The sequence below is a fragment of the Arenimonas sp. genome, from assembly GCF_036275555.1.
Taxonomy (GTDB): Bacteria; Pseudomonadota; Gammaproteobacteria; order Xanthomonadales; family Xanthomonadaceae; genus Arenimonas.
This window is the reverse complement of sequence record NZ_DASUDO010000005.1, coordinates 1-26512: the sequence shown is the minus strand read 5'-3', so window position 1 is coordinate 26512 and position 26512 is coordinate 1. Positions and strand designations below refer to the sequence as shown.

Below are 26512 nucleotides of genomic sequence, written 5' to 3'. Positions count from 1 at the left end.
CGGGGCCGTTTCTGTTATGATTTCGCGTCCCTGAAAGCCCTCGTCCGCGGCCCTGGCCGCGGCACCCGCCCGAACGTCGATTACGGAAGCACGAATGGCAGATCTCGCGAAGGAAATCATCCCGGTCAACCTCGAAGACGAGATGCGCAAGAGCTACCTCGACTACGCCATGAGCGTGATCGTCGGCCGCGCCCTCCCGGATGTCCGCGACGGCCTCAAGCCCGTGCACCGCCGCGTCCTGTTCGCCATGAACGAGCTCGGCGCCCACAGCAACAAGCCCTATTACAAGTCCGCCCGAATCGTCGGCGACGTCATCGGCAAGTACCACCCGCACGGCGACCAGTCGGTGTACGACACCCTGGTGCGCATGGCGCAGCCGTTCTCGCTGCGCTACCTGCTGGTGGACGGCCAGGGCAACTTCGGCTCGGTCGACGGCGACTCCGCCGCCGCCATGCGATACACCGAGGCGCGCATGTCGCGCCTGGCGCATGAGCTGATGGCTGACATCGACAAGGACACCGTCGACTTCCAGCCCAACTACGACGAGAAGGAACTCGAGCCGACGGTGATGCCGTCGCGCTTCCCGAACCTGCTGGTCAACGGCTCCGCCGGCATCGCGGTCGGCATGGCCACCAACATCCCGCCGCACAACCTCGGCGAAGTAATCGACGCCACCATCGCGCTGATCGACGACCCCGACACCAGCATCGGCGACCTGATGCAGTACGTGCCGGGCCCGGACTTCCCGACCGCCGGCATCATCAACGGCGCCGCCGGCATCCACGCCGCCTACCACACCGGCCGCGGCCGGGTGCGCATGCGCGCCAAGGCCGAGGTCGAGGTCAACGAGGACAACGGCCGCGAGGCCATCATCGTCACCGAGCTGCCCTACCAGGTGAACAAGGCGCGGCTGATCGAGAAGATCGCCGAGCTGGTCAAGGAAAAGAAGCTCGAGGGCATCAGCGAGCTGCGCGACGAGTCCGACAAGGACGGCATGCGCATCTTCATCGAGGTCAAGCGCGGCGACTCGGCGGAGGTGGTGCTCAACAACCTCTACCTGCAGACGCCGATGGAGTCGGTGTTCGGCATCAACATGGTGGCCCTGGTCGACGGCCGCCCGCAGGTGCTCAACCTCAAGCAGATGCTCGAGGCCTTCATCCGCCACCGCCGCGAGGTGGTGACCCGCCGCACCATCTTCGAGCTGCGCAAGGCCCGCGCCCGCGCCCACATCCTCGAGGGCCTGACGGTCGCGCTCGCCAACATCGACGAGATGATCGAGCTGATCAAGACTTCCGAAAACCCGGTGGTCGCGAAGGAGCGCATGCTCGCCCGCACCTGGCAGCCCGGCCTGGTCGGCGCGCTGCTGGCCGCGGCCGGCGCCGAGGCCTCGCGCCCGGAAGACCTGCCGGCCGGCGTCGGCCTGGTCGCCGACGGCTACCAGCTCACCGAGGTCCAGGCCCAGCAGATCCTCGAGATGCGCCTGCACCGCCTCACGGGCCTGGAGCAGGAAAAGCTCACCGACGAGTACAAGCAGCTGCTCGAGGTCATCCGCGGCCTGATCGAGATCCTCGAGAACCCGGACGTGCTGCTCGAGGTGATCCGCACCGAGCTGCGCAACCTGCGCGAGGAATACGCCGACGCCCGCCGCACCGAGATCCGCCCGGGCGAGGAAGACCTCGACATCCTGGACCTGATCGAGTCCGAGGACGTGGTGGTCACGCTCTCGCACGCCGGCTATGCCAAGCGCCAGCCGCTCACCACCTACCGCGCCCAGAAACGCGGCGGCAAGGGCCGCTCGGCCACGGCGGTGAAGGAAGAAGATTTCATCGACCGCCTGTGGGTGGTGAACACGCACGACACGCTGCTCACCTTCACCAGCACCGGCCGCGTGTTCTGGCTCAAGGTCTACCAGCTGCCCGACGCCGGCCCGAACTCGCGCGGCCGTCCGATCATCAACTGGATCCCGCTGCAGGAAGGCGAGAAGGTGCAGGCCGTGCTGCCGGTGCGTGAGTTCGATTCCGAGCACTTCGTGTTCTTCGCCACCCGCGACGGCACGGTCAAGAAGACGCCGCTCAGCGACTACTCCCGCCCGCGCTCCACCGGCATCTGGGCCATCAACCTCGACGAGGGCGACGGCCTGGTCGACGTGCAGCTCACCAACGGCGAGCGCAACGTGATGCTGTTCGCCAGCAACGGCAAGGCCGTGCGCTTCGACGAGTCCGAGGTCCGCCCGATGGGCCGCACCGCCACCGGCGTGCGCGGCATGCGCCTGAAGGAAGACGAGGAAGGGCAGGGCGCCAAGGTCGTGTCCATGATCGTGGTGGACGGCGACGGCGACATCCTGACCGCCAGCGAGAACGGCTTCGGCAAGCGCACGGCGGTGTCGGAGTTCCCGCGCAAGGGCCGCGGCACCCAGGGCGTCATCGCGATGCAGACCAGCGACCGCAACGGCGAGCTGGTCGGCGCGATCCAGCTCACCGAGCAGCACGAGATCCTGCTGATCTCCGACCAGGGCACGCTGGTGCGCACCCGCGCCTCGGAAGTCAGCCAGGTAGGCCGCAACACCCAGGGCGTCACGCTGATGCGCGTGGCCCAGGACGAGAAGCTGATCGCGGTCGAGCGCGTGGACGTGCTCGAGGTGGACGACGAGGAAGCCAGTCCCGGCGCGGCCGTCACGGAGCCCTCGCAGCCCCAGCCCGAGGCTTGAAGCCCAGGGGCCAGGTGAAGAACCTGGCCCCGCCTCGCGGAACTTCCGGCGCCGCCTGTACCCTGTAGCGAATGGCGCGGGGTCGGGTTCGGAACCCGGCCCCGTGGTTCAACAGGGAGAGTCGAATGGGTGTTGTTCGTTGCGTCGTGACGGGCCTGGCCATGGCCTGGCTGTTGGTTTCCACGCCGGTGGCGGCACGGCAGGATGCGTCGGCCCGCGTCCGCGCCAGCGATGCCGACCGGATCGGCGCGGCCCGTGACCGCGTGCTGCCGGTGGTGGTGAGCATCCTCACCGTGCGCGAGGACCACCAGCAGGGCGAGCCCGTGCTCAGCGTCTCCAGCGGCAGCGGCACCGTGGTGACCCCGCAGGGCCACATCGCCACCAACGCCCACGTCACCCAGAACGGCAAGAGCTTCCGCGTGGTGTTCGCCGATGGCCGCGAGCTGCCGGCGCGCCTGGTCGGCACCGACACCTTGTCCGACCTCGCCGTGCTCCAGGCGCTGCCGCCCAAGCCCGAGACCTTCGCCCACGCCGAATTCGCCGACGTGCTCGACCTGCAGCCCGGCGACACCGTGCTTGCGATGGGTGCGCCCTGGGGCCTGTCGAACTCGATGAGCGCCGGCGTGGTGAACAACCCGCGGCGCCTGCTGGTGTCGCTGTTCGACGACGAAGCCGACTACGAGGACCGGCTCGGCGTGGACGAGCCCACCGGCCGCTACTACGCCTGGATCCAGCACGACGCCGCCATCGCCCCGGGCAACTCGGGCGGGCCGCTGGTGGATCTCTCCGGCCGCATCGTCGGCGTGAACACCCGCGGCATGATCTTCGGCGGCGACCTCGCGTTCGCCATCCCGGGCCCCGACGCCCGCGACGTGGTGCGAGCGCTGGTGGCCGACGGGCGCATCACCCGCGCGCAGTTCGGGTTCCGGCTGCGCTCGCTCAAGGGCACGGGCCTGGACCGCGGCGTGCTGGTGAACGCGGTCGAGCGCGGCTCGGTCGCCGAGAAAGCCGGCCTGCGCGCCGGCGACCGCATCCTCACGCTGCAGGGCGAAGCCGTGGACGCGCGCCAGCCGGTGGACGTGCCGGCGCTGCAGCGCCGCATCGCCGAACTGCCGGCCGGCGAAGCGCTGCGCCTCGGCATCGACCGCGACGGCCGCCGCAGCGAGCTGCGCCTGCTCGCCGATGCCCAGGCCGAGGACCCGGGCGAAGAGCGCGCGTTCGCGCCCTTCGGCGTCTCGCTCAAGCCGCTGACGCCGGCGATGGGCCGGCGCCGCAACCTCGATGGCGCCGAAGGCCTGCTGGTCACGGGCGTCCGCCCCGGCGGCCCGGCGGCCATCGCGCGGCCCGGCCTGGCGCCGGGCGACGTGATCCGCCGCGTCGGCGGCCGGCCGGTGCGCACGCTGGCCGAGCTCGACGCCGTCGCGGGCGCGCCGTCGCCGTCTGGCGGTCCGCTCGTGGTCGAGTTCCAGCGCGAGGCCGAGCAGCGGCTCGCCGTGCTGGTGCCGATCCACGGCGACCGCCTGCGCACGCCGCTGCCGGAACTGGCCAAGGCCTGGTCCGGCGTCGAGGTGCAGCCGGTCACGGCCTCGCTCGCCCGCGACCTCGGCCTCCAGGCCACGGGCTACCGCATCATCCGGGTGTATCCCGGCAGCCCGCTGGCCGCCGCCGGCGCCCGCGTCGGCGACCTGCTGACGGGCATCAACGACACGCCGCTGCGCGCCGCCAACGAAACCGCCGCCGACGGCTACCACCAGCGCGTGCGCGACCTGCCGATCGGCAGCGAGGCGGTGTTCCAGGCGCTGCGCGACGGCAAGCCGCGCAGCTTCGAGGTCACGCTGGGCGAGTCGCCGGTGAACACCTCCGGCCTGCGCACGCTGGCCCTGGCCAAGCTGCGCGCGCAGCTGCGCGAGCTCGGCTTCTACGACCGCGCCGCGCGCCGCCTGCCGGCCTCGCGCCAGGGCGTGGTGGTGGACGGCGTCGAGCCGGGCGGCCCGGCCGGCCTGGCCCACCTGCAGGGCGGCGACATCATCATCAGCCTGGCCGGCGAGGACGTGCGCGACCCGCCCGGCCTGGCCGCCGCGCTGGACGCGGCGCTGGCCAAGGGCAACGGCAGCGTCATCCCGCTGCAGGTGATCCGCGGCGGCGAGACCCGCATCCTCTACCTCGAACGCTACTGGCTCACGGAGACGCCATGACCCCGATGCTTCGCCTGTTCGCGGCCGCCGGGCTGCTGGCGTTCGCCGCTGCGCTGCCCGCCGCCACGCCGGACGCCGGATTCGACGACTATCGCGCCATCTACCGGGAGCTGGTCGACCGCCACGCCGGTGCGGTGGTGACGGTGAAATTCGTGATGTCGGTGACCAGCTCGGGCAACGAGCAGAGCATCGAGGACCGCACCCAGGCCATCGTGGTCAGCGCCGACGGGCTGCTGCTGGTGCCCGAGCGCGCGGTCAGCGTCGACTTCGCTTCGCTGGGCAACGCCACGCCCGGCCAGGCCTCGCCGGTCGCCACCTCCAGCGATTTCCGCGTGCGACTGGCCGACAGCGAGGACTGGCTGCCGGCCGACCTGGTCACGCGCGACGGCGAACTGGGCCTGGCCTGGCTGCGCCTGCGCAAGCCGCCGGGCGCGCTGCCCTTCGTGGACCTGGCCAAGGGCGTCGGCCCGGAGTCGGGCATGGTGTTCTTCTCGCTGCTGCGCACCTCGGACGAGTGGGGCGCGGTGCCGGTGTTCCGCCCGGGCCTGGTGCTGGGCGAAACCCGCAACCCGACCTTCCGCCTGCTGGTGGACGGCGTGCCCGGCCTGGCCTTTTCGCACGACGGCCGGCCGATGGGCTACGTGGACATCGACCTGGCCGCGGTGACCCGCCAGCGCGGCACCGGCCTGGGCCTGGACTTCGCGGACATGGCGCTGCGGATGACGCCGATCGACAAGGTCGCCGCCGCCACCGCACAGGCCGCGAAGCTGCCCGTCGCGGGGCGCTGACCGCTTCGCATCGGCGATTCCGTGGCGCCATGCCGGCGCGGGCGGCGACCTATACTGGCCGCCACCCCCCGGGAGCCGGCCCATGCCTTCGATGTCCGCCCTCCGCCGCGCGTTCGCGCTGCTGATCCTCGCCACCGCGGTGCTGGCCTTCGCCGGCTGCAAGCGCGACGCCAACCAGGTGCCCGAGCTGCAGGGCGGCGACGCCGTTGATGCGCGGCCCGTGGTCGAGGGCTTCGGCTTGCAGGCCGCCGGGCGCGGCGAGCACCAGGGCCAGCTCGCGATCGAGCTGCAGTTCTCGCAGCCGCTCGCGGCCAGCCAGGCCTTCGACGACCTGCTGGTGGTGACCGGTCCGGACGGTGCGGTGGTGACGGGCAGCTGGGTGCTCGACAGCGACGCGCAGGTGCTGCGCTTCCCCTACGTCGAGGCCAGCAAGGATTACGAGGTGCTGCTGCGCGCCGGCCTGGTGGCGGCCGACGGCAAGGCGCTGGGGCGCGAGGAGCGCCGCAAGGTCAACACCGGTCCGGTCGAGCCCGCGGTGGGTTTCGCCTCGCAGGGCAGCGTGCTGCCGGCGCGCGACACCCGCGGCCTGCCGGTGGTGTCGGTGAACGTGCCCGAGGTGGACGTCGAGTTCCTGCGCGTGCGCGACAGCGAGGTCGCCAACTTCTTCGTCAGTTACCAGCGAGGCGGCCGCCGCGGCGGCTGGGAGCTGGGCGAAAGCCAGTGGGAAGAACGCCCCGCGATCACCCGCGTCGCCGACTCCGTCTACCTCAACCGCTTCGTGCTCGGCGGTGCCGACAACGAGCGCCGGCTGAGCTACCTGCCGGTGCAGAACATCGCCGAGCTGCAGCAGCCGGGCGTGTATTTCGCGCTGATGCGGCGGGTGGGCGACTACGACGAGGCCTACGAGACCGCCATCTTCTTCATCAGCGACATCGGCTTGCACCTGCGCGCCTACGGCGACCAGGTGCTGGTGCACACGGCGTCGCTGAAGTCGGGCGATCCGGCCGGCGACGTCGCGCTGCAGGTGCTCGACCGCAAGGGCGAGGTCGTGGCCCGCGCCACCACCGACGGCGCCGGCAACGCGCGCATCGCCTACATGCTCGACGCCAACCACGTGCTGGTGGCCAGCAGCGGCAACGACGTGTCCATGCTGCCGCTCAACCAGCCGGCGCTGGACCTGTCCGAGTTCTCGGTGGCGGGGCGGCCGCAGGCCTGGTTCGATGTGTTCGCATGGTCGGGGCGCGATCTTTACCGGCCGGGCGAGACGCTGCAGGTCTCGGCGCTGATGCGCGACCACGACGGCCGCGCGGTGAAGGCGCAGCCGCTGTTCCTGAGCCTGAAGCAGCCCGACGGCAAGGTCTTCCTGGAAACCCAGCTGGCGGCCGAGGCCGGCGGTTACTACCGCTGGAGCCATGCGCTGCCCGTGGACGTGCCGACCGGCCGCTGGCAGGTCGAGTTCCGCACCGCGCCGGGCGCGAAGGACGTGGTGCAGGGCATGTCGCTGCGGGTCGAGGAGTTCCTGCCCGAGCGCATGAAGCTCGAACTGGCGAGCAGCGCCGAGGTGCTTGCGCCGGGCCAGCCGCTGGCGCTGGACGTCACCGCCGCCTATCTCTACGGCGCGCCCGCGTCCGGCAACCGCTTCACCGCGCGGGTTTCCGTGAGCGCGGAGCAGCATCCGCTCGAGGCCTTCCCGGATCATTTCTTCGGCGACCCCACGCTCGCGCTGCCGCGCGAAGCCAAGGACGCCGTGGACCAGGCGCTCGACGCCCAGGGCAAGCTCAGCGCGTCCATTCCGCTGCCCGAGGAAGCGGCCAAGCCCGGCGCACCGGTGGCCGTGGTCGCCAGCGGCAGCGTGTATGAAAGCGGCGGCCGCCCCGTCAGCCGCAGCCTCAAGCGCGTTCTCTGGCCGGCGTCCGAGCTGGTCGGCGTACGGCCGATGTTCGATGCGAAGGAGGGTGCGCCGGTCAACGGCGTCGCCGGCTTCTCCCTGCTGCGCGCGCGCGCCGATGGCCAGCGGGTGGCCGGCGCAGGCCTGCAGGTGAGCCTGGTGCGCGAGCGCCGCGACTACCACTGGCGCCAGGATCCGGGCGGCGGCTGGGGCTTCGATTTCACCTCGCGCTTCGAGACGGTGGAAACACGCGAGCTCGCCGTGCGCGCCGACGGCGACGTGCGCGTCGATTTCCCGGTGGAGTGGGGCGAGTACCGGCTCGAGGTGCGCGACCCGGCCACCGGCCTGCTGACGCGCCTGCCCTTCGTGGCCGGCTGGAGCTGGGACAACCAGAACCGCGGCCTGGACGCGCGCCCCGACAAGGTGAAGCTGGCGCTCGACAAGACCGCCTACCGCGCCGGCGACACGCTGCGCGTCACCGTCACGCCGCCGCAGCCCGGCCAGGGCCTGCTGCTGGTGGAAACGGACAAATTGCTGCACGTGCAGCCGCTGCTGGCCAAGCCCGGTGAAACCTACGAGATCAAGGTCACCGAGGACTGGGAGCGGCACGACGTGTACATCACCGCGCTGGTGCTGCGCGGCGGCTCCGCGGTCGAGAAAGTGACGCCGGCGCGCGCCGTCGGCGTGGCGCACGTGCCGATGGATCGCGCCGACCGCCGCGTGCCGGTGACCGTGCAGGCGCCCGCGCAGGCGCGCCCCGAGCAGCCGCTGCCGGTGGTGGTCACCGCGCCGGCGCTGGCCGGCAAGACCGCCTGGGCGACGATCTCCGCCGTCGACCAGGGCATCCTCAACATCACGCGCTTCCCGGTGCCCGATGCCGCCGCGCATTTCTTCGCCCAGCGTCGCCTCGGCGTCGAGGCGCACGACCTGTACGGCCGCGTCATCGAGAGCTTCGACGGCGAGGTGGCGCAGCTGCGGTTCGGCGGCGACATGGCGCTGCCGGCGCTGCCGCAGGCGCGCCGCCCGACCGCGCGCGTGCAGACGGTGGACCTGTTCGCCGGCCCGGTGGCGCTCGATGCGCAGGGCCGCGCGACCGTGGACGTGGCCGTGCCCGATTTCAACGGCACGCTGCGCGTTTCGGCGCTGGTGTTCAGCGACGAGGTGTACGGGCAGGGCAGCAGCGAATCGGTGCTGCGCGCGCCGGTGCTGGCCGAAGTCAGCGCGCCGCGCGTGCTGGCGCCCGGCGACCGCAGCCTGGTGACGCTGGACCTGCAGAACTTCACCGGCGCCGCGGGCGCTTTCAAGGTGGACCTGCAGGCGCGCGGACCGATCGCCGTGGCCAGCGGTCGCCGCGAGGTGACGCTGGCGGCCGAGGCCAAGCAGACGCTCGAGTTCGCGCTCAGCGGCACCGAGGGCTTCGGCACCGGCACCCTGGTGCTGCGCGTCGAGGGCGGCGGCCACGTCGTGAACCGTGAGTTCGACGTGCCGGTGCGCGCGGCCTGGGGCGACATCGCCCGCTCGCAGGCGCGCACGGTGGCGCCGGGCAGCGCGCTCACGCTCGACCGCTCGCTGGCCGAGGGGCTGATGCCCGGCACCGTGTCGGCGCGCATGACCCTGACGACCCAGCCGCCGATCCCGTTCGCGCGCGCGCTGCAGGACCTGCTGGCCTATCCCTACGGCTGCGTCGAGCAGACCACCACCCGCGGCTACGCGGCCCTGCTGCTGGATGCCGACAGCGCGAAGCGCATGGGCTTCACCGGCCTGGACGAGGACGCGCGGCGCCGGCAGCTCGAAGGCGCCTTCAGCCGCCTCGCGGCCCTGCAGGCGCCCAACGGCCACTTCTCGATGTGGGGCGGCAGCGACACCATGCCGATCCTGACGCCCTACGTCGCCGAGTTCCTGCTGGCCGCGCGCGAGGCCGGCTTCGCGGTGCCGGAGACGCTGCTGCAGAAGACGCTCGAGCGCCTCGGCGAGGACCTGCTCACCGGCGGCGTGCCCTTCTACCAGTACGACGATGCCGACCACCTGCGCTTCGCCTACCAGGCGCAGGCCGGCTACGTGCTGGCGAAGGTCAACCGCGCGCCGCTGGGCACGCTGCGTGCGCTGCACGACAACCAGCGCGGCAAGTCGCTGACCGGCCTGCCGCTGATGCACCTGGGCCTGGCGCTGGCGCTGCAGGGCGACGAGGCCCGCGCCGCGGTCGCGGTGCGCGAGGCGCTGGCCAAGCCCGACGGCCGGCCGCGCTGGCTGGGTGACTACGGCACGCCGCTGCGCGACCAGGCGCTGATGCTGGCCCTGCTCGGCGAGAACAAGCGTGCCGACGGCGATCGCGACGCCCGCCTGCTGGCGCTGTCGCGCGACCTGCAGGCGCGCATGGCCGAGAACCGCTTCTGGCTCAGCACGCAGGAAAAGATCGCGCTGGCCCGCCTGGGCCGCGGCCTGGCGCTCGACAGCGAGGCCACCTTCTCGGGCGTGCTGGCCGTGGGCGCGGAGGAGCAGGCGATCGCCGCAGACCGCGTGCTCAGCCGCGACTACGGCTTCGGCGACCTGTCGGCCGGCGTGCGCTTCGTGCCGCAGGCCGAGGCGCCGGTGTTCGCCAGCCTCGACGTCGCCGGCGTGCCGCGCACGGCGCCCGCGCCCGACGACAGCCAGATCAGCGTGCAGCGCACCTGGTTCAACCCCGACGGCACGCGCTGGAAGCCGGGCCCGCTGCGCGAAGGCCAGGTGCTGGTGGCCGCGCTGCGGATCGAGGCGCGCGAGGCGATGCCCGATGCGCTGCTGGTGGACCTGCTGCCGGCCGGCCTGGAAATCGAGAACCTCAACCTCACCGACCCGGCGCAGTGGGCCGACGTGGTGATCGACGGGGCGGCGCTCAGCGACCGCGGCGATTTCGCCGAGAAGCTGCACGAGGAATACCGCGACGACCGCTACGTGGCCGCGCTCAAGCTCTACGCGGGCCAGCCGGCGCAGCTGTTCTACCTGGTGCGGGCGGTGACGCCCGGCACCTACGTGGTGCCGCCGCCGCAGGTCGAGGACATGTACCGGGCCGAGCTGCGCGGCGTCGGCAGGGCGGTCCCGGCGACGGTGACCGTCGTGCAGCCCTGAACGCGGCGGCACCCGACCCGCGCCGCCGCCACGCGCGGCGCGGGCGGTGGATCGCGGCGCTGCTCGCGCTGCTGGCCCTGCCGTTCGCGCTCGACCGGCTGTTCCCGCCGCCGTTGCCCGCCGCCGACGGCGCCGGCGCGGTGGTGCTGGCCGCCGACGGGTCGCCACTGCGCGCCTTCGCCGGGCGCGACGGCGTGTGGCGCTACCCGGTCACGGTGGACGAGGTCTCGCCGCACTACCTCGAGGCGCTGCTGACTTACGAGGACCGCTGGTTCCGGCGCCACCCGGGCGTCAATCCCTTCGCCCTGCTGCGCGCCGGTGGGCAGTGGCTGGCGAACGGGCGCGTGGTGTCGGGAGGTTCCACCCTGACGATGCAGGTCGCGCGCATCCTCGAGCCGCACCGGCGCACGCCCGCCGGCAAGCTGCGGCAGGCGCTGCGCGCGCTGCAGCTCGAATGGCGCCTGGACAAGGACGAGATCCTCGCGCTGTACCTCAACCACGCGCCCTTCGGCGGCCCGATCGAGGGCGTGGAGGCGGCGAGCTGGGCCTACCTCGGCAAGCCCGCGCGCGAACTGTCGCGCGCCGAGGCGGCGCTGCTGGCCGTGCTGCCGCAGGCGCCGAGCCGGCTTCGCCCGGACCGGCATCCGCAGGCCGCGCAGGCGGCGCGGGACAAAGTGCTGGCCCGGATGGCCGCGCGCGGCCTCTGGTCGCCCGCCGAAGTCGCCGACGCGCGGATGGAGCGGGTGGTCGCGCGCAAGCTGCAGCCGCCGATGTCGGCGGCGCTGCTGGCGGGTCGCCTGCGCGGCGCCGACCCGCGCGCCACGCGCATCCGCAGCACGCTCGACGCCGGCCTGCAGCGCGTGCTCGAGGAGCGCGTCGCGGCCTATTTCGCGCGCCTGCCCGAGCGCACCTCGGCGGCGCTGCTGGTGGTGGACAACGAGACGCTGGAGGCGCGGGCCTACGTCGGCTCGCTGGCTTTCGGCGACGCGCGCCGGCTCGGCCACGTCGACATGGTGCGGGCGACGCGCTCGCCGGGCTCGACGCTCAAGCCCTTCCTGTACGGCCTGGCGATCGACGATGGCCTGGTGCATTCGGCCAGCCTGCTGGTGGACGCGCCGCAGAGCTTCGGCGACTACCGGCCGGCGAACTTCGACCCCACCTTCAACGGACCCGTGACGGTGGCCGAGGCGCTGCGGCTCTCGCTCAACGTGCCGGCGGTGGACCTGCTGGACCGGGTCGGGCCGGAACGCTTCGCGGCGCGGCTGGCGCACGCGGGCCTGGTGCTGCAGCTACCGCGCGGCGCGCAGCCGAACCTGTCGATGGTGCTGGGCGGCACCGGCACGCGGCTCGAGGACCTTGTGGGCGCCTACCGCGCGCTCAACCACGACGGCCTCGCCGGCGAAGTGCGCTACCGGCCCGACGCGCCGCGCCAGGAGCGCCGGCTGATGTCGCCGGAGGCGGCCTGGATCATCCGCGAGATCCTCGAGCAGCACGGCCGGCCCGGCCAGCGCGACGAGGCCTTCGACACCGCTGGCCGCCCGCGCGTGGCCTGGAAGACCGGCACCAGCTACGGCTTCCGCGATGCCTGGGCGCTGGGCGGCACGGCGCGCCACACCGTGGGCGTGTGGGTCGGGCGGCCGGACGGCACGCCGTTGCCGGGGCAGTACGGCGCGATCACCGCGCTGCCGCTGCTGTTCGAAGTGGTGGACAGCCTGCCGCGGGCGCCGGCCGACGCGGCGCGGCGCGCGCGCCCGGCCGGCGTGCGCGAAGTCGCCATCTGCTGGCCGCTGGGCGTGGCGGAAGACCCGGCCGCGCCGGGCCTGTGCCATCGCCGGCACGACGCGCTGGCGCTGGCCGGGGTGCTGCCGCCGACCCTGCCCGAGCGCGAGGCCCGGCAGTGGAGCGGCGGGCGCCTGGTCCTGTCGGTGGATGCCCGCACGGGCGAGCGTCTCTCGGCCGCCTGCGCGCGCGCCCATGACCGCGCAAGCCGCGAGGTGGCGCGATGGCCCGGCCTCGCCTACCCCTGGCTACCGGCCGCCACGCGGCGCGCCAGCGCCATCCCGCCGCTGGCGCCCGACTGCGCACCGGACGCGCTGGCGGCGATGGAGTCCCTGCGCATTGACGGCCCGGGCGAGGGCGCACGCCTCGCGCGCACGCCCGGCAGCCCGACGCCCGCGACGCTGCGGCTGCGCGCCATCGGCACCGAATCGCGCGTGCGCTGGCTGGTCAACGGCCGCCTGGCCGGCGAAACCCGCGGCGCCCGCTACTGGACCCACGCCTTCCCCGAGCCCGGCCCCCAACGCATCACCGCCCTGGCCGACACCGGCGCCTGGGCCGAACTCAACCTCCGCGTCGTGCGCTAGGGCGACGCGGGGCCGAAGAGCGGTTTTCGGACGCGGATTGACGCGGATAAGAGCGGATAGGGCAGGGGCGGGAATTGTGTTCGGCCAGTCCGGGCCGACCTTGCGCAAGGCTGGCTTCGCTTCCTGATCGATCTGCCTTTATCCGCGTCAATCCGCGTCAAAAGCCCTTCAGTTCGGCAAGTGAGCGAGGACGTAGTCGGCCGCCGACACCTTGAACTCACCCGGGGCTTCGACGTGGAGCTGCTTGACGATGCCGTCCTCGGCGTACAGCGCGAAGCGCTTGGCGCGCAGGCCCATGCCGAAGGCCGTGGCGTCGAGCTCCAGGCCCATGGCCTTGGTGAAGGCGCCGTTGCCGTCGGCCAGCATGTGCACGCCGGCAGGCACGTCCTGGCTCTTGGCCCAGGCGTCCATCACGAAGGCGTCGTTGACCGACAGGCAGGCGACCTCGATGCCGCGCTTGGCGAAGGCATCGAAGTGCTCGACGTAGCCCGGCAGGTGCTTGGCCGAGCAGGTCGGGGTGAACGCGCCCGGCACCGCGAACAGCAGCACCTTCTTGCCGCCGAACAGCTCGGTCGTGTCCACGGCCTGCACGCCGTCCTTGAGCATGTTGAGGGTGGCCTGGGGAATCTTGTCGCCGATCTGGATGGTCATGGCAGCTCCGGGGAGGGGGAGGGAAACGGAACGCGAGTTTAACCACCCCGCGTGACGCCCGGGTGGGGACTTGAAGCCATGGCGCGGGACCCTATGTTCCGGGCATGGCGGCCGGGCCGGCCGCCGCTGACACGGAGAGACGAACATGAGCCTGACCCGCTACCCGACCACCGCCCCGCGCCACCTGCAGGACGAGATCAAGCAGGTGTTCGACAAGTTCTTCAACGGCGACGACACCGATGCGTCCAGCGTCGTGACCAGCCAGTGGGTGCCGCGCGTGGACATCAAGGAGGAGGCCGAGCGCTTCCTGATCCTGGCCGACCTGCCGGGCGTGGACCCGAACGCGATCGAGGTGCAGATGGACAAGGGCATCCTGTCGATCAAGGGCGAGCGCCAGACCGAGTCGGTGACCGAGGGCGACCGCTACTCGCGCATCGAGCGCGCGCACGGCGTGTTCTACCGCCGCTTCGCGCTGCCCGACAGCGCCAACCCCGAGGGCATCACCGCCACCGGCAAGCACGGCGTGCTCGAGATCAGCATCCCCAAGCGTCCCGAGACCACCCCGCGCCGCATCCAGGTGATGTAACCCGCCTCGGCATCACCCTTGTGGGAGGGGCTTCAGCCCCGATTGCCCCGAAGGCATAAACTGGACCCGCGGGCACGGCCTGCGGGTCCTCTTCTTTCGCAAGGCCACACGATGCAATTCAAGGATTACTACGACACCCTCGGCGTGGAAGCCACGGCCGGCGAGGCGGAGATCAAGACCGCCTACCGCCGCCTCGCGCGCAAGTACCACCCGGACGTGAGCAAGGAAGCCGGCGCCGAGGAGCGCTTCAAGGCCGTCAACGAGGCCTACGAGGTGCTGCGCGACAAGGACAAGCGCGCGGAGTACGACCAGCTGCGCGCGCAGGGCTATCGCCCGGGCGAGGAGTTCCGGCCGCCGCCGGGCTTTGGCGGCGGCGGGTTCGGCGGCGGTGGCTTCCGGTACGAGCAGGATTTCGGCGGCGGGGGCGGCTTCAGCGATTTCTTCGAGTCGCTGTTCGGCGGCGGCCGCGGGCCAGGCCGGCAGCAGGCGCCGCAGGGCGACGTGCGCGCCAAGCTGGCGATCTCGCTCGAGCAGGCCTACACCGGCGGCAAGCAGCGCATCAGCGTCGACGGCCGCACGCTGGAGGTGAACGTGCCGGCCGGCATCGCGCCGGGCCAGGTGATCCGGCTGGCCGGGCAGGGCCACCGCGGCGGACCGCGCCCGACCGACCTGCTGCTGGAAATCGACTACCGCCCGCACGCGCAGTTCGAGGTGGATGGCCGCAACGTGCTCTACACCCTGCCGCTGGCGCCCTGGCAGGCGGCGCTGGGCGCGACGCTGAGCGTGCCGACGCTGGGTGGCGCGGTCGAGCTGCGCATCCCGCCCGACTCCGACACCGGCCGCAAGCTGCGCCTCCGCGGCCGCGGCCTGCCGGGCAAGCCCGCCGCCGGCGACCAGATCGTCGAACTCGAGGTCCGCGCGCCCAAGGCTTCCACCGACGCCCAGAAGGCCCTGTACCAGCGGATGGCGGAGGCCTTCGATTTCGATCCGCGCAAGGCGTGAATCGGGTATCAGGGATCGAACGCGGATCAGAGCGGATGCGCGCGGACAAGAGCGGATGAAGCTTGGTTTTAAGCTTGCAAAATGAAAAAGGCCTCGCGGGTGCGAGGCCTTTTCTTTTGTTCGATTGAATCAGCTTTTATCCGCGCGCATCTGCTCTGATCCGCGTTCGGACACGCCAACCCCCATCAACCGCCGGCGAGCAGGCCGTTGATGACGTCGATCAGCTGGTTTTCGTTGAACGGCTTGGTGATGTAGGCCTTCGCGCCCTGGCGCATGCCCCAGACCTTGTCGGTCTCCTGGTCCTTGGTGGTGACCAGGACGATGGGGATGTGGGCCGTGGTCGCTTCCTTGGAGATGGCGCGCGTGGCCTGGAAGCCGTTGAGGTTCGGCATCACCACGTCCATCAGGATCAGGTCGGGCTTGTGCGCCTTCGCGGCTTCGACGCCGGCGGCGCCGTCTTCGGCCGTCAGGGCCTCGTGGCCGAGCTTCTCAACGATGCGCTTCATGCCCATGAGCTGGGACGGGGAATCATCAACAATCAGGATGCGTGCCATGAATGGGCCTCCAACGGGTAGGTGATTGTATGCCGGGGGGGCGGTCAGGGTGCAACCTCGGTCAAATCCGGACGACCGTTCGTCCGAAGGACCGGCCGGCCAGCATGGCCGGGAAGACGTCGGGAAGCTGGTCCAGCGCGGCTTCCCGGGTGCAGATCGCGTCCAGGTGGGCCGGCTTCCAGGGCCCGGACAGGCGCTCCCAGACCTGCTCGCGCTGGCCGCGGGCGGTGCCGGCCGAGGCGATGCCGAGCAGGGAGACGCCGCGGATGATGAAGGGCATCACCGTGGTGGCCAGGCCCGGGCTACCGGCCAGGCCGCAGCTGGCGATGTTGCCGTAGGGCTGGATCACCCGGGTCAGGGCCGCCAGCGCGGGGTCGCCGACGTTGTCGATGGCGCCGGCCCAGCGGGCGTTTTCCAGCGGGCGGGTGGCGCTGTCGAGGGTGTCGCGGGGGAACACCTCGGTGGCGCCCAGGCGGCGCAGGAAGTCGGCGTGCTCGGCCTTGCCGGAGATCGCGTGGGCCTCGTAGCCGGCGCGCGTCAGGATGTCGAGCGCCAGGCTGCCGACGCCGCCGGTGGCGCCGGTGACGACCACCGGGCCCATGGCCGGCACCTGGCCGTTCATTTCCATGCGCAGCAGCGACAGGCCCGCGGTGAAGCCCGCGGTGCCGAGGATCATCGCCTCGCGCAGCGACAGGCCGGCGGGCAGGGGAATCGTCCACTCGGCCGGCAGCCGCACCACTTCGGAATAGCCGCCGTCGCGGGTTTCGGACAGGCCGCTGCCGGTGCACAGCACGGCATCGCCTTCCTTGAAGCGCGGGTCGGTGGAGGCCAGCACGTGGCCGGCCACGTCGATGCCGCCGACCAGCGGGAAGCGGCGAAGGATCTTGCCGCTGCCGGTGCCGGCCAGCGCGTCCTTGTAGTTCACGCTCGAATAGGCCGCGCGGATGACCACTTCGCCGGGCGAAAGGTCGTCGAGCGTGATCGACTCAAGGCCGGCGCGGTGGCCGCCCTCGGAATGGATGCGGAAGGCGCGGAAGCGGGCGGGAAGGGTCATGCAGGCTCCTGTAACGCAGAGAGGCGCCCGGGGGCGCCTCTCGTCGGGTGGCCACCGGGACTCAGTTGGCCTTGTGGATGGCGCGCTTGTCCACGGCCATGGCGGCGTCGTGGATGGCCTCCGACAGCGTCGGGTGGGCGTGGCAGATGCGCGCCAGGTCCTCGGCCGAGCCGTGGAACTCCATCGCCAGCACGCCTTCGTGCACCAGCTCGGAGACATTGACGCCGACCAGGTGCATGCCGAGGATCCGGTCGGTTTCCTCGTGCGCGATCACCTTGACGAAGCCCGCGGGCTCGCCCATCGCGACCGCACGGCCGACGGCCGCGAACGGGAAGCTGCCGGTCTTGAACGGGATGCCCTCGGCCTTGAGCTGCTGCTCGGTCTTGCCGACCCAGGCGATTTCCGGCTCGGTGTAGATGACCCAGGGGATGGTGTCGAGGTTGACGTGGCCCGGCAGGCCGGCGATCAGCTCGGCCACCGCGATGCCTTCCTCGAAGCCCTTGTGCGCCAGCATCGGGCCGCGCACGCAGTCGCCGACCGCCCACACGCCCTCGACGCCGGTGAAGCAGTGGTCGTCGACTTCGATCTGGCCGCGCTCGTTGAGCTTCACGCCTGTGCCGTCGGCCAGCAGGCCCTTGCTGGCGGCCTTGCGGCCGACCGCGACCAGCAGACGGTCGACGACCAGCGACTGCTCGGCCTTGCCGTCGTGGTAGGTGAGGTGGACCTCGCCCTTCTTGACCTCGGTCTTGCTGACCTTGGCGCCGAGCTTGATGTCCAGGCCCTGCTTCTTGAACTCCTTGAGCGCGACCTTGGCCGCCTCGGCGTCCACGGCCGCCAGGAAGTCGGGCATCGCCTCGAGGATGGTGACCTCGGCGCCCAGGCGCTTCCAGACGCTGCCCAGCTCGAGGCCGATCACGCCGGCGCCGATCACGCCCAGGCGCTTGGGCACCTCGGTGAAATCAAGCGCGCCGACGTTGTCGACGATGTGCTTGCCGTCGAACTTGGCGAACGGCAGCTCGATCGAATCCGAGCCCGCGGCGAGGATGACGTGCTTGCCGGCCAGCTCCACTTCGCTGCCGTCATGCTGCTTCACCTTGACGACCTTGCCCGGGTGCAGGGTGCCGAAGCCGTAGTAGGGCGTGATCTTGTTGGCCTTGAACAGCGCCGCGATGCCGCCGGTGAACTGCTTGACGATCTTGTCCTTGCGGCCAACCATCGTCCCGACGTCGATCTTCGCGCCGGTGGTGGTGATGCCGTGGTCGGCGAACTGGTGCTGCAGGTTCCAGTACTGGCGCGAGGAGTCGAGCAGCGCCTTGGACGGAATGCAGCCGATGCGCAGGCAGGTGCCGCCCAGCGCCGGCTTGCCGTCCTTGCCCAGGGCCGCGTCGATGCAGGCGACCTTCATGCCCAGCTGGGCGGCGCGGATGGCGGCGTGGTAGCCGGCGGGGCCGGCACCGATGACGACGACGTCGTATTGCTCGGACATTTTAGTTCCTTGTGCCTTTTTTGGTGACGCCAACAGCGAGAAGTTAGTGGCGAGGAGATAGGAGTTAGTGACAGCAATCTGTCGCGACTCACCCGCTTCTCACTAACTCCTACCTCCTAATCACTAACTCCTGCTCTCAGAGCCCCAGCAGCATCCGATGCGGGTTCTCAAGCTGGTTCTTGATATCGACCAGGAACAGGACAGCGTCCTTGCCGTCGATGATGCGGTGGTCATACGAGAGCGCGATGTACATCATCGGCGCGATCACGACCTGGCCGTTCTCGGCGATCGGGCGCTCCTTGATGGCGTGCATGCCCAGGATCGCCGACTGCGGCGGGTTCACGATCGGGGTCGACATCAGCGAGCCGAAGGTGCCGCCGTTGGTGATGGTGAAGGTGCCGCCCTGCAGGTCCTCGAGCTTGAGGCCGCCCTCGCGGGCCGCCTTGGCGTAGCCGGCGATCGAGCCCTCGATGTCGGCGAAGCTCATGTTCTCGACGTTGCGCAGCACCGGGGTCACGAGGCCCTTGTCGGTGGCGACCGCGATCGAGATGTCGGCGTAGCCGTGGTAGATCACGTCGCTGCCGTCGACCGAGGCGTTGACGATCGGGTACTTCTGCAGCGCGTTGGCCGCGGCCTTGGCGAAGAAGCTCATGAAGCCGAGCTTGATGCCGTGCGACTTCTCGAAGCCCTCGCCGAGCTCCTTGCGCATCGCCATCACCTTCGACAGGTTCACCTCGTTGAACGAGGTGAGCATGGCGATGGAGTTCTTGGACTGCATCATGCGCTCGGCGATGCGCTGGCGGATGCGGGTCATCGGCACGCGCTGCTCGGGGCGGGCGCCGCCGCCGACCTTGATGTGGTTGACCACGTCTTCCTTGGTCACGCGGCCACCGCGGCCGGTGCCGGCGACGTCGGCCGGGTTCACGTCGTTGCGCGCGGCGTGCGCGGCGGCACCCGGCGGCAGTTCGGCCGAACCGGACTTGGCGGCGGCGGGGGCGGCGGCCTTGGCCGGCGCGGCCGGGGCAGCAGCGGCCGCCGGGGCAGCGGCAGCGGCGGGAGCCGCCGCGGCAACGGCACCTTCCTCGATGATCGCCACGACCTGCTGGCTGGTCACCGTGTCGCCTTCCTTGAACTTGAGCTCCTTGAGCACGCCGTCCACGGGCGAGGGCACTTCAAGCACGACCTTGTCGGTCTCGAGGTCGAGCAGGTTCTCGTCGCGGCGCACGCTGTCGCCGGCCTTCTTGTGCCAGGTGGCGATGGTGGCGTCGGACACGGATTCCGGAAGGACCGGGACTTTGACTTCGATGCTCATGGACGAGGCCCTGTGGCTTGAATGGGGTTATTCGGCGGTGTGGGTGTTGGGCGCGTTGACGAGGGCATCCTCGATCAGGCGGGCCTGTTCTTCGTTGTGCGTGTTGAGGTGGCCGGCGGCCGGCGAGGCCGAACGGCTGCGGCCGGCGTAGCTCAGCGACTGGCCCTTGCCGAGGCAGAAATCAAGGTGATGGCGGATCTGGTACCACGCGCCCTGGTTCATCGGCTCTTCCTGGCACCAAACCACTTCCTTGGCGCCGGCGAAGCGCTTGAGCTCGGCGGCCAGCTCCGGGCGCGGGAACGGATAGAGCTGCTCGACGCGGACGATGGCGACATCGGTGATCTTCTTCGCCTCGGCCGCCTCGACCAGGTCGTAATAGACCTTGCCGCCGCAGACGATCACGCGGCGCGCCTTCTTGGCGTCCTTCGCGGTCGAGTCCGGGATCAGCGACTGGAAGCCGCCCTTGGCCAGTTCGTCCAGCGTCGACACCGAGAGCTTGTTGCGCAGCATGGACTTCGGGGTCATCACCACCAGCGGCTTGCGCGTGCCGCGCAGCATCTGGCGGCGCAGCATGTGGAACATCTGCGCCGGGGTGGTGGGCGTGCAGACCTGGATGTTGTCGAGCGCACACAGCTGCAGGAAGCGCTCCAGGCGCGCCGAGCTGTGCTCCGGGCCCTGGCCTTCGTAGCCGTGCGGCAGGAACAGGACCAGGCCGCACAGGCGATCCCACTTCGACTCGCCCGAGGTGATGAACTGGTCGATCACGACCTGGGCGCCGTTGGCGAAGTCGCCGAACTGGCCTTCCCAGATGTTGAGCGTGCCCGGCTCGGCGGTGGCGTAGCCGTACTCGAAGGCCATCACCGCTTCCTCGCTGAGCAGCGAGTCGATCACCATCACGTGTTCGGGGTTGGCGGCCAGCGCGCGCAGCGGCATGTGCGCCTCGCCGGTGGCCTGGTCGTGCAGCACCGCGTGGCGGTGGAAGAAGGTGCCGCGGCCGGCGTCCTGGCCGACCAGGCGCAGCTTGTAGCCGCCGGCCAGCAGGGTGGCGTAGGCCAGGTTCTCGGCGAAGCCCCAGTCCATGGCCAGCTCGCCGGACGCCATCTTCAGGCGGTCCTCGTAGATCTTGGCGACGCGCGGGTGCAGCTTCAGCGTGGCCGGCAGCTGGTTGATGCGCTGGGCCAGGCCGTCGAGCTCGGCGCGCTGGATGCCGGTGTCGACCTTGTCCGACAGCTTGCCCTTGAGCCACGGCGACCAGTCGACCGCGAACGGGTCGGGGCCGACCTGGGCCAGTTCGGTGGTGACCACGTTGTTGTCGAGCTTGTCGCGGTAGGCGTCCACCAGGGCCTTGGCGCCGGCGGCATCAATGACGCCCTCGGCCGCCAGCTGCTCGGCGTAGAGCTCGCGGGTGGTCTTGCGGGCGCGGATGTTCTTGTACATCAGCGGCTGGGTGGCCGCCGGCTCGTCGGCCTCGTTGTGGCCGTGGCGGCGGTAGCAGACCAGGTCGATGACGATGTCGCGGCCGAACTCCTTGCGGTAGTCGAAGGCCATCTTCGCGCAGAAAGCCACGGCCTCCGGGTCGTCGCCGTTCACGTGCAGCACCGGCGCGCCGATGATCTTGGCCGGGTCGGTGCAGTAGTAGGTGGAGCGGGCGTCGTCCTGGCGGCTGATGGTGAAGCCGACCTGGTTGTTGATGACCACGTGCACCGTGCCGCCGACCGCGAAACCGCGCGCCTGCGACATCTGGAACAGCTCCATGATCACGCCCTGGCCGGCGAACGCGGCGTCGCCGTGCACCAGCACCGGCAGCACCTGCTGGCGCTTGGCGTCGCCGCGGCGCATCTGGCGCGCGCGCACCGAGCCGGCGACCACCGGGTCGACGATCTCGAGGTGGGACGGGTTGAAGGCCAGCGCCAGGTGCACCGGGCCGCCCGGGGTGACCACGTTGGACGAATAGCCCATGTGGTATTTCACGTCGCCCGAGTGCGCCGGGTCGTCGTTGTGTTCGAACTGGCCGCGGAATTCATCGAACAGCTTGTGCGGCGGCTTGCCCATCGTGTTGACGAGCACGTTCAGGCGGCCGCGGTGGGCCATGCCGATCACCACGTCGCGCACGCCGTCGGTGCCGCCGCGCTGGATCAGGGTGTCCATCAGCGGGATCAGCGCGTCGCCGCCTTCGAGCGAAAAGCGCTTCTGGCCGACGAAGGCGGTGTGCAGGTAGCGCTCCAGGCCCTCGGCCGCGGTGACGCGCTCGAGCAGGCGCTTCTTCTCCTCGGCCTGGAAGCCGTACTTGCCGGCCGCGCCTTCGAGGCGCTGCTGCATCCAGCGGCGCTGGTTGGCGTCGGCGATGTGCATGAACTCGGCGCCGATGCTGCCCGAGTAGGACGCGCGCAGCTTGGCCAGCAGGTCGCCCAGCTTGAACTTCTTCTCGGGGAACCAGGTGTCGGTGGTGAACTCGCTCGACAGGTCGGCGTCGGTAAGGCCGTGGAAGGCGAGCTCGAGGTCCGGCGCGTCCTTCTTGGCCATCATGCCCAGCGGGTCGAGGCGGGCGCCGAGGTGGCCGCGCGAACGGTAGGCCGTGATGAGCTTGCCGACCGCCGCCTGCTTGCGGGCGGCCTCGTCGTCCATGGCGGCGCCGCCGGCGTGCTTGCCGGCCTTGGCCGCGGCCTGGACGCTGGCCATCACCGCCGAGTGCGGGACATCGCCGGCCTCGCGGCCCTTCAGGCCGTCGAAGTAGGTTTTCCAGGTGGCGGGGATGCCGTCGGGATCGACCAGGTACTGTTCGTACAGGTCTTCGATATAGGCGGCGTTGCCGCCGGCAAGCTGAGAGGTCTGCTTAAACTGCTTGATCAGACTGTCCACGACCCTGGCCTGGCCCGCCGCAATGGCAGGTAAGTGATTGATGGAATGGGATGTCGGGCAGCCGGCGCGGGCGCCGACGAGGTCCGCGATTATAGCTGGCGTGACGGGGCTTTAGAACCCGATCGGGACCCGGGTCAGCCGCGGTTGGGGCTGGACCTTGGTCGAAGCGCCGGGGCCTTGGCTTCAGATGCCCAGGGCCCGGAATTCGCTGCAGGGGCGCGAACGCTCCCAGATCCGGCCGAAGTGCTCGAGCAGCTGGCGCGTGCGGGCCGGGTTGGCCGGGCTCCATTCGCCCTCCCAGCGGCTGCCGAGGGCGCGGAACAGGTAGCCATCGCGGTCATTGGCCAGGAAGGCCGAGGCAATCTGCAGGTCGACGTCGTCCACCGGCGTGCGGAACTGGAACACCGAGGTCATGCGCTGGGCCAGGCCCAGCAGCGGGTGCGCCTGGCCCTGCACCGCGGCCGGGTCCAGCACGATCACCTGCACCACGCCGCCGCGGCCGGCGATGGCGTACTGCTTGAAGGCCTCGAGCACGGCGGGCTGGCCGTACAGCACCGGGTCCAGGTCACGGGTGAACAGCCGCAGCTCGCGGCGCGCGCCCCGGACCACCGCCAGGGTCGCGTCGGTGGCCTCGTGCAGGGAATCGAATTCGACCGAGGGCACCGAGGGGCCGCGCGGCGCCGCTGGCCCGCGCTCGGGCGTGGCCAGCGGCTCGAGCGTGCGGCGCATGGCCTGGTGCTCGATGCCGGCCTCCATGAAGCGCTCGCCGTAGGGCTGGAAGCCGTGGCGGGCATAAAAGGCCTCGGCGCTGACCTGGGCGTTGAGACTGACCTCGGTCCAGCCCAGGCTGCGCGCCTGGTTCATCAGCGCCACCATGAGCGCGTCGCCGACGCCCTTGTTGCGCCACGCCTTGAGCACGGCCATGCGGCCGATCTTGTGCTCGGGCGTCAGCCGGCCGGTGCCGATGGGCTGGTTGTTGGTATCGCGGGCGATGACGTGGTGGCAGCGCGGGTCGAGCTCGTCCCACTCTTCCTCGAGGGGGACGTTCTGCTCCAGCACGAAGACCGTTTCCCGGACCGAGCGCAGGTCCTGGAAGTCGGCCTGGTAGTCCGCGGGATCGATGCGGAAGTCGGTCGGGATCATGGCGTCACCGTCGGCGTCGTGGCTTGACCAGCTGATAGTGGCCTGCCGCCACCAGGCTTTCCAGCGCATCACGGCCGTCGGCGTCCAGGGCGGCGAGGTCCTCCGCCACCAGCGTGTCCGCACCGGCCAGCCGGCGCGCCGCGGCCACGCCCATCGGCAGCGACAGGCCGTTCGCATGCAGGCAGGCGCGCTGGCCGTCGCGGGCCCAGGCGTGGCGGGCGTGCGGATGGCGCAGCAGCTGGCCGCCCTTGGCCAGCTCGGCCTCGAGGCTCGCCAGCGACGGCGGGCGCGCCGGGCGGCCCAGTTCGCCCGCGGCCCGGTACTGGGTGATGAAGCGCCCGAACCAGCGACGCAGCGCGGTCTCGTCCAGGTCCTGCAGCCCGCGCAGGGCCGCGCGCACGCGTCCGAAGGCGGCCTCGTCGATTTCCCAGGGGTCGGCCGGCAGGGCCAGGTCCGGGTCGGCGTAGCGGGATTCCTCGGGCAGGGCGGCGGCCAGTTCTTCGGCCAGGTCCACCATCAGTTCGGCCTGCGAGGGGGCGCGCATGCCGACCGAAAAGGTCAGGCAGGCGTCTTCGGCGACGCCGTGGTGGGGCACGCCCGGCGGCAGGTAGAGCATGTCGCCGGGGGCCAGCACCCAGTCGTGGTCCGGGTCGAACCGGCTCAGCAGCTTGAGCTCGACGTCCGGGCGGAAGCCGCGCGGGGCCTCCGGGCGCGAATCAATCTGCCAGCGGCGGTGGCCGTGCGCCTGCAGCAGGAACACGTCGTACTGGTCCACGTGCGCACCGACCGAACCGCCGGGCGCGGCGAAGCTCACCATCACGTCGTCCACCCGCCAGGCCGGCAGGAACCGGAACGCGCCGAGCAGGGCGCGGATGTCCATGTCCCACTTGTCCACGTCCTGCACCAGCAGGGTCCAGTCCTTTTTCGGCAGCCGAGGGAAAGACTCCTCGCTGAAAGGCCCCGTGCGCAGTTCCCAGCGGTCGCGCCTGCGGTCGTGCAGCACCACCCGCGCCAGCGCCGCTTCCTCGCAGGCCAGGCCGGCGAGGTCCTCGGGCGTGATCGGCGACACGAAGCCCGGGAACGCGGCCCGGATCAGCAGCGGCCGCTTTTGCCAGTAATCCCGCAGGAACACCTCCGGCGCCATGCCCAGCGGCTGGTTGGCGGAGCCAGTGACTTCGATCGGCAGTGCGGGCATGGGGGCGTCTTGGTGTGGGTTGGAGAGCGCATCAGACGCGGATCGACGCGGATAAACGCGGATAGAGCAAAGACAGGGAGTGGATATCGACAAGGGCGTTGCTGGTGGCCCGCTGGAGGAGAACCGTCCCGACCCCGCCTGATCCACTCCTTTTTTGATCTATCCGCGTTTATCCGCGTCAATCCGCGTCAAAAAATCAAATATCCCGGGCGAGCGACGCGGCGTGGCCGATGTAGCTGCCCGGGGTCATCGCCAGCAGGCGCGCCTTGGCGTCGGCCGGAAGGTCGAGGGATTCGATGAAGGCGCGCATGGACTCGGCGGTGATGCCCTGGCCGCGGGTGAGGGCCTTGAGCTGCTCGTAGGGGTTGGGCAGGCCATGGCGGCGCATCACGGTCTGCACCGGCTCGGCCAGCACTTCCCAGGCGGCGTCGAGGTCGGCGGCCAGGCGCTCGGGGTTGGCGCTGAGCTTGCCCAGGCCGCGCATCAGCGCATCGAGCGCGATCAGGGAATGGCCGAAGGCGGTGCCCAGCGCGCGCAGCACCGTGGAGTCGGTGAGGTCGCGCTGCCAGCGGCTGATCGGCAGCTTCTCGGAGAAGTGGCCCAGCAGCGCGTTGGCCAGGCCGAAGTTGCCCTCGGCGTTCTCGAAGTCGATCGGGTTGACCTTGTGCGGCATCGTCGACGAGCCGACCTCGCCTTCCTTCAGCCGCTCGTACGGGTTGGCCGCCCCGTAGCGCCGCATCACGGTCTGGATCGGCTCGGCCAGCACCTCCCAGGCGGCATCGAGGTCGGCGGCCAGCGCCTCGTGGTTGACCTCGAGCTTGTCCAGGCCGCGCAGCAGCGAGTCGTAGCCGAGCACCGCGTAGCCCAGCGCCACTCCCATGTTGCGCAGCACCGTGCTGTCGGTCAGGTCGCGCTGCCAGCGGCTGATCGGCAGCTTCTGCGAGAGGTGGGCGAGCCGTGCGTTGGCGAGGCCGAAGTTGCCCTCGGCGTTCTCGAAGTCGATCGGGTTGACCGTGTGCGGCATCGTCGACGAACCGATCTCGCCGGCCTTGGTGCGCTGCTTGAAGTAGCCCAGGCTCACGTAGCCCCAGACGTCGCGCGACCAGTCGATCAGGATGGTGTTGGTGCGGGTGACCGCGTCGAACAGCTCGGCCATCCAGTCGTGCGGCTCGATCTGGATGGTGTAGGGGTTGAAGCTCAGGCCGAGCTGCTGCTCGACGACCTTGCGGCTGAAGCCTTCCCAGTCGAACTCGGGCCAGGCCGCGAGGTGTGCGTTGTATTTGCCCACCGCGCCGTTCATCTTGGCCAGCAGCTTCACCTCGGCGATGCGGCCGCGCGCATGCGCCAGGCGCGCCACCACGTTGGCGATCTCCTTGCCCACCGTGGTCGGGCTGGCCGTCTGGCCGTGCGTGCGGCTGAGCATCGGCACGTCGGCCAGATCGTGCGCCATCGTGGTGAGCTTGGTCACGATCCTGTCGAGTGCGGGCAGCAGCACTTGCTCGCGCGCGGCCTTGAGCATGAGCGCGTGGCGGGTGTTGTTGATGTCCTCGCTGGTGCACGCGAAGTGCACGAACTCGCCGGCGGCCTGCAGCTCGGCCTGGCCTTCGAAGCGCGACTTGATCCA

16 protein-coding genes are annotated in these 26512 nt (G+C 70.9%); 7 read left to right on the top strand and 9 right to left on the bottom strand.

Going from position 1 to position 26512, the window contains the following annotated elements; genetic code table 11:
* Positions 1-94 precede the first annotated feature (94 nt).
* From gyrA to pbpC, 5 genes are all read left to right on the top strand, one after another.
* Positions 95-2707 carry a DNA gyrase subunit A gene (gene gyrA, locus VFV21_RS00375; RefSeq protein ID WP_329667598.1) on the top strand — a complete coding sequence of 871 codons (2613 nt, stop codon included), beginning with the start codon at positions 95-97 and terminating at the stop codon, positions 2705-2707.
* Between the two features lie 125 nt (positions 2708-2832).
* Positions 2833-4902 (top strand): PDZ domain-containing protein, encoded by a 2070-nt coding sequence (locus VFV21_RS00370; protein ID WP_329667597.1) that lies wholly within the window; start codon positions 2833-2835, stop codon positions 4900-4902.
* A complete protein-coding gene (locus VFV21_RS00365) occupies positions 4899-5690 on the top strand; it encodes a hypothetical protein (protein WP_329667596.1) in 792 nt (263 codons plus the stop codon). The genes VFV21_RS00370 and VFV21_RS00365 overlap by 4 nt, the downstream gene beginning before the upstream one ends.
* An 82-nt stretch (positions 5691-5772) precedes the next feature.
* Positions 5773-10683: an alpha-2-macroglobulin gene (locus VFV21_RS00360; RefSeq protein WP_329667595.1), complete on the top strand. Its 4911-nt coding sequence runs from the start codon at positions 5773-5775 to the stop codon at positions 10681-10683.
* Positions 10680-13046, top strand: a complete 2367-nt coding sequence (gene pbpC / locus VFV21_RS00355) for a penicillin-binding protein 1C (protein ID WP_414638439.1) — start codon at positions 10680-10682, stop codon at positions 13044-13046. The genes VFV21_RS00360 and pbpC overlap by 4 nt, the downstream gene beginning before the upstream one ends.
* Before the next feature lie 168 nt (positions 13047-13214).
* Here pbpC and VFV21_RS00350 read toward each other — a convergent pair whose 3' ends face one another.
* Positions 13215-13697, bottom strand: coding sequence for a peroxiredoxin (locus VFV21_RS00350; protein ID WP_329667594.1), 483 nt, complete (start codon positions 13695-13697; stop codon positions 13215-13217).
* Between the two features lie 145 nt (positions 13698-13842).
* Here VFV21_RS00350 and VFV21_RS00345 point away from each other — a divergent pair, with 145 nt between their 5' ends.
* Complete coding sequence (locus tag VFV21_RS00345; protein WP_290885750.1) at positions 13843-14283, top strand: Hsp20/alpha crystallin family protein; 441 nt, start codon at positions 13843-13845, stop codon at positions 14281-14283.
* Positions 14284-14394: 111 nt separating this feature from the next.
* Entirely contained in the window at positions 14395-15285 is an 891-nt protein-coding gene (locus tag VFV21_RS00340) for a DnaJ C-terminal domain-containing protein (RefSeq protein ID WP_329667593.1), read from the top strand.
* A gap of 185 nt (positions 15286-15470) precedes the next feature.
* Here VFV21_RS00340 and VFV21_RS00335 read toward each other — a convergent pair whose 3' ends face one another.
* The 8 genes from VFV21_RS00335 to purB all read right to left on the bottom strand — a co-directional run.
* Positions 15471-15839: a response regulator gene (locus VFV21_RS00335; protein ID WP_329667592.1), complete on the bottom strand. Its 369-nt coding sequence runs from the start codon at positions 15837-15839 to the stop codon at positions 15471-15473.
* Positions 15840-15900: 61 nt separating this feature from the next.
* The gene (locus VFV21_RS00330) at positions 15901-16893 is read right to left on the bottom strand and encodes an oxidoreductase (protein WP_329667591.1); all 993 of its coding nucleotides are present in this window, start codon (positions 16891-16893) and stop codon (positions 15901-15903) included.
* Positions 16894-16954: 61 nt separating this feature from the next.
* A complete protein-coding gene (gene lpdA, locus VFV21_RS00325) occupies positions 16955-18379 on the bottom strand; it encodes a dihydrolipoyl dehydrogenase (protein ID WP_329667590.1) in 1425 nt (474 codons plus the stop codon).
* Between the two features lie 136 nt (positions 18380-18515).
* Complete coding sequence (gene sucB, locus VFV21_RS00320) at positions 18516-19691, bottom strand: dihydrolipoyllysine-residue succinyltransferase (RefSeq protein WP_329667589.1); 1176 nt, start codon at positions 19689-19691, stop codon at positions 18516-18518.
* Between the two features lie 27 nt (positions 19692-19718).
* The gene (locus VFV21_RS00315) at positions 19719-22550 is read right to left on the bottom strand and encodes a 2-oxoglutarate dehydrogenase E1 component (RefSeq protein WP_329667588.1); all 2832 of its coding nucleotides are present in this window, start codon (positions 22548-22550) and stop codon (positions 19719-19721) included.
* A gap of 183 nt (positions 22551-22733) precedes the next feature.
* Positions 22734-23693 carry a GNAT family N-acetyltransferase gene (locus tag VFV21_RS00310; protein ID WP_329667587.1) on the bottom strand — a complete coding sequence of 320 codons (960 nt, stop codon included), beginning with the start codon at positions 23691-23693 and terminating at the stop codon, positions 22734-22736.
* Positions 23694-23697: 4 nt separating this feature from the next.
* Positions 23698-24888 carry a cupin domain-containing protein gene (locus VFV21_RS00305; protein ID WP_329667586.1) on the bottom strand — a complete coding sequence of 397 codons (1191 nt, stop codon included), beginning with the start codon at positions 24886-24888 and terminating at the stop codon, positions 23698-23700.
* A 196-nt stretch (positions 24889-25084) separates the two neighbouring features.
* Positions 25085-26512 (bottom strand): adenylosuccinate lyase (gene purB / locus VFV21_RS00300; RefSeq protein WP_329667585.1); only part of this gene is annotated, 1428 nt, incomplete at its 5' end.

Excerpts from the sequence above, each read along its gene's own strand:
- gyrA (WP_329667598.1), top strand. The coding sequence starts at position 95 with ATGGCAGATCTCGCGAAGGAAATCATCCCGGTCAACCTCGAAGACGAG.
- VFV21_RS00370 (WP_329667597.1), top strand. The coding sequence starts at position 2,833 with ATGGGTGTTGTTCGTTGCGTCGTGACGGGCCTGGCCATGGCCTGGCTG.
- VFV21_RS00365 (WP_329667596.1), top strand. The coding sequence starts at position 4,899 with ATGACCCCGATGCTTCGCCTGTTCGCGGCCGCCGGGCTGCTGGCGTTC.
- VFV21_RS00360 (WP_329667595.1), top strand. The coding sequence starts at position 5,773 with ATGCCTTCGATGTCCGCCCTCCGCCGCGCGTTCGCGCTGCTGATCCTC.
- VFV21_RS00350 (WP_329667594.1), bottom strand. The coding sequence starts at position 13,697 with ATGACCATCCAGATCGGCGACAAGATTCCCCAGGCCACCCTCAACATG.
- VFV21_RS00345 (WP_290885750.1), top strand. The coding sequence starts at position 13,843 with ATGAGCCTGACCCGCTACCCGACCACCGCCCCGCGCCACCTGCAGGAC.
- VFV21_RS00340 (WP_329667593.1), top strand. The coding sequence starts at position 14,395 with ATGCAATTCAAGGATTACTACGACACCCTCGGCGTGGAAGCCACGGCC.
- VFV21_RS00335 (WP_329667592.1), bottom strand. The coding sequence starts at position 15,839 with ATGGCACGCATCCTGATTGTTGATGATTCCCCGTCCCAGCTCATGGGC.
- VFV21_RS00330 (WP_329667591.1), bottom strand. The coding sequence starts at position 16,893 with ATGACCCTTCCCGCCCGCTTCCGCGCCTTCCGCATCCATTCCGAGGGC.
- lpdA (WP_329667590.1), bottom strand. The coding sequence starts at position 18,379 with ATGTCCGAGCAATACGACGTCGTCGTCATCGGTGCCGGCCCCGCCGGC.
- sucB (WP_329667589.1), bottom strand. The coding sequence starts at position 19,691 with ATGAGCATCGAAGTCAAAGTCCCGGTCCTTCCGGAATCCGTGTCCGAC.
- VFV21_RS00310 (WP_329667587.1), bottom strand. The coding sequence starts at position 23,693 with ATGATCCCGACCGACTTCCGCATCGATCCCGCGGACTACCAGGCCGAC.
- VFV21_RS00305 (WP_329667586.1), bottom strand. The coding sequence starts at position 24,888 with ATGCCCGCACTGCCGATCGAAGTCACTGGCTCCGCCAACCAGCCGCTG.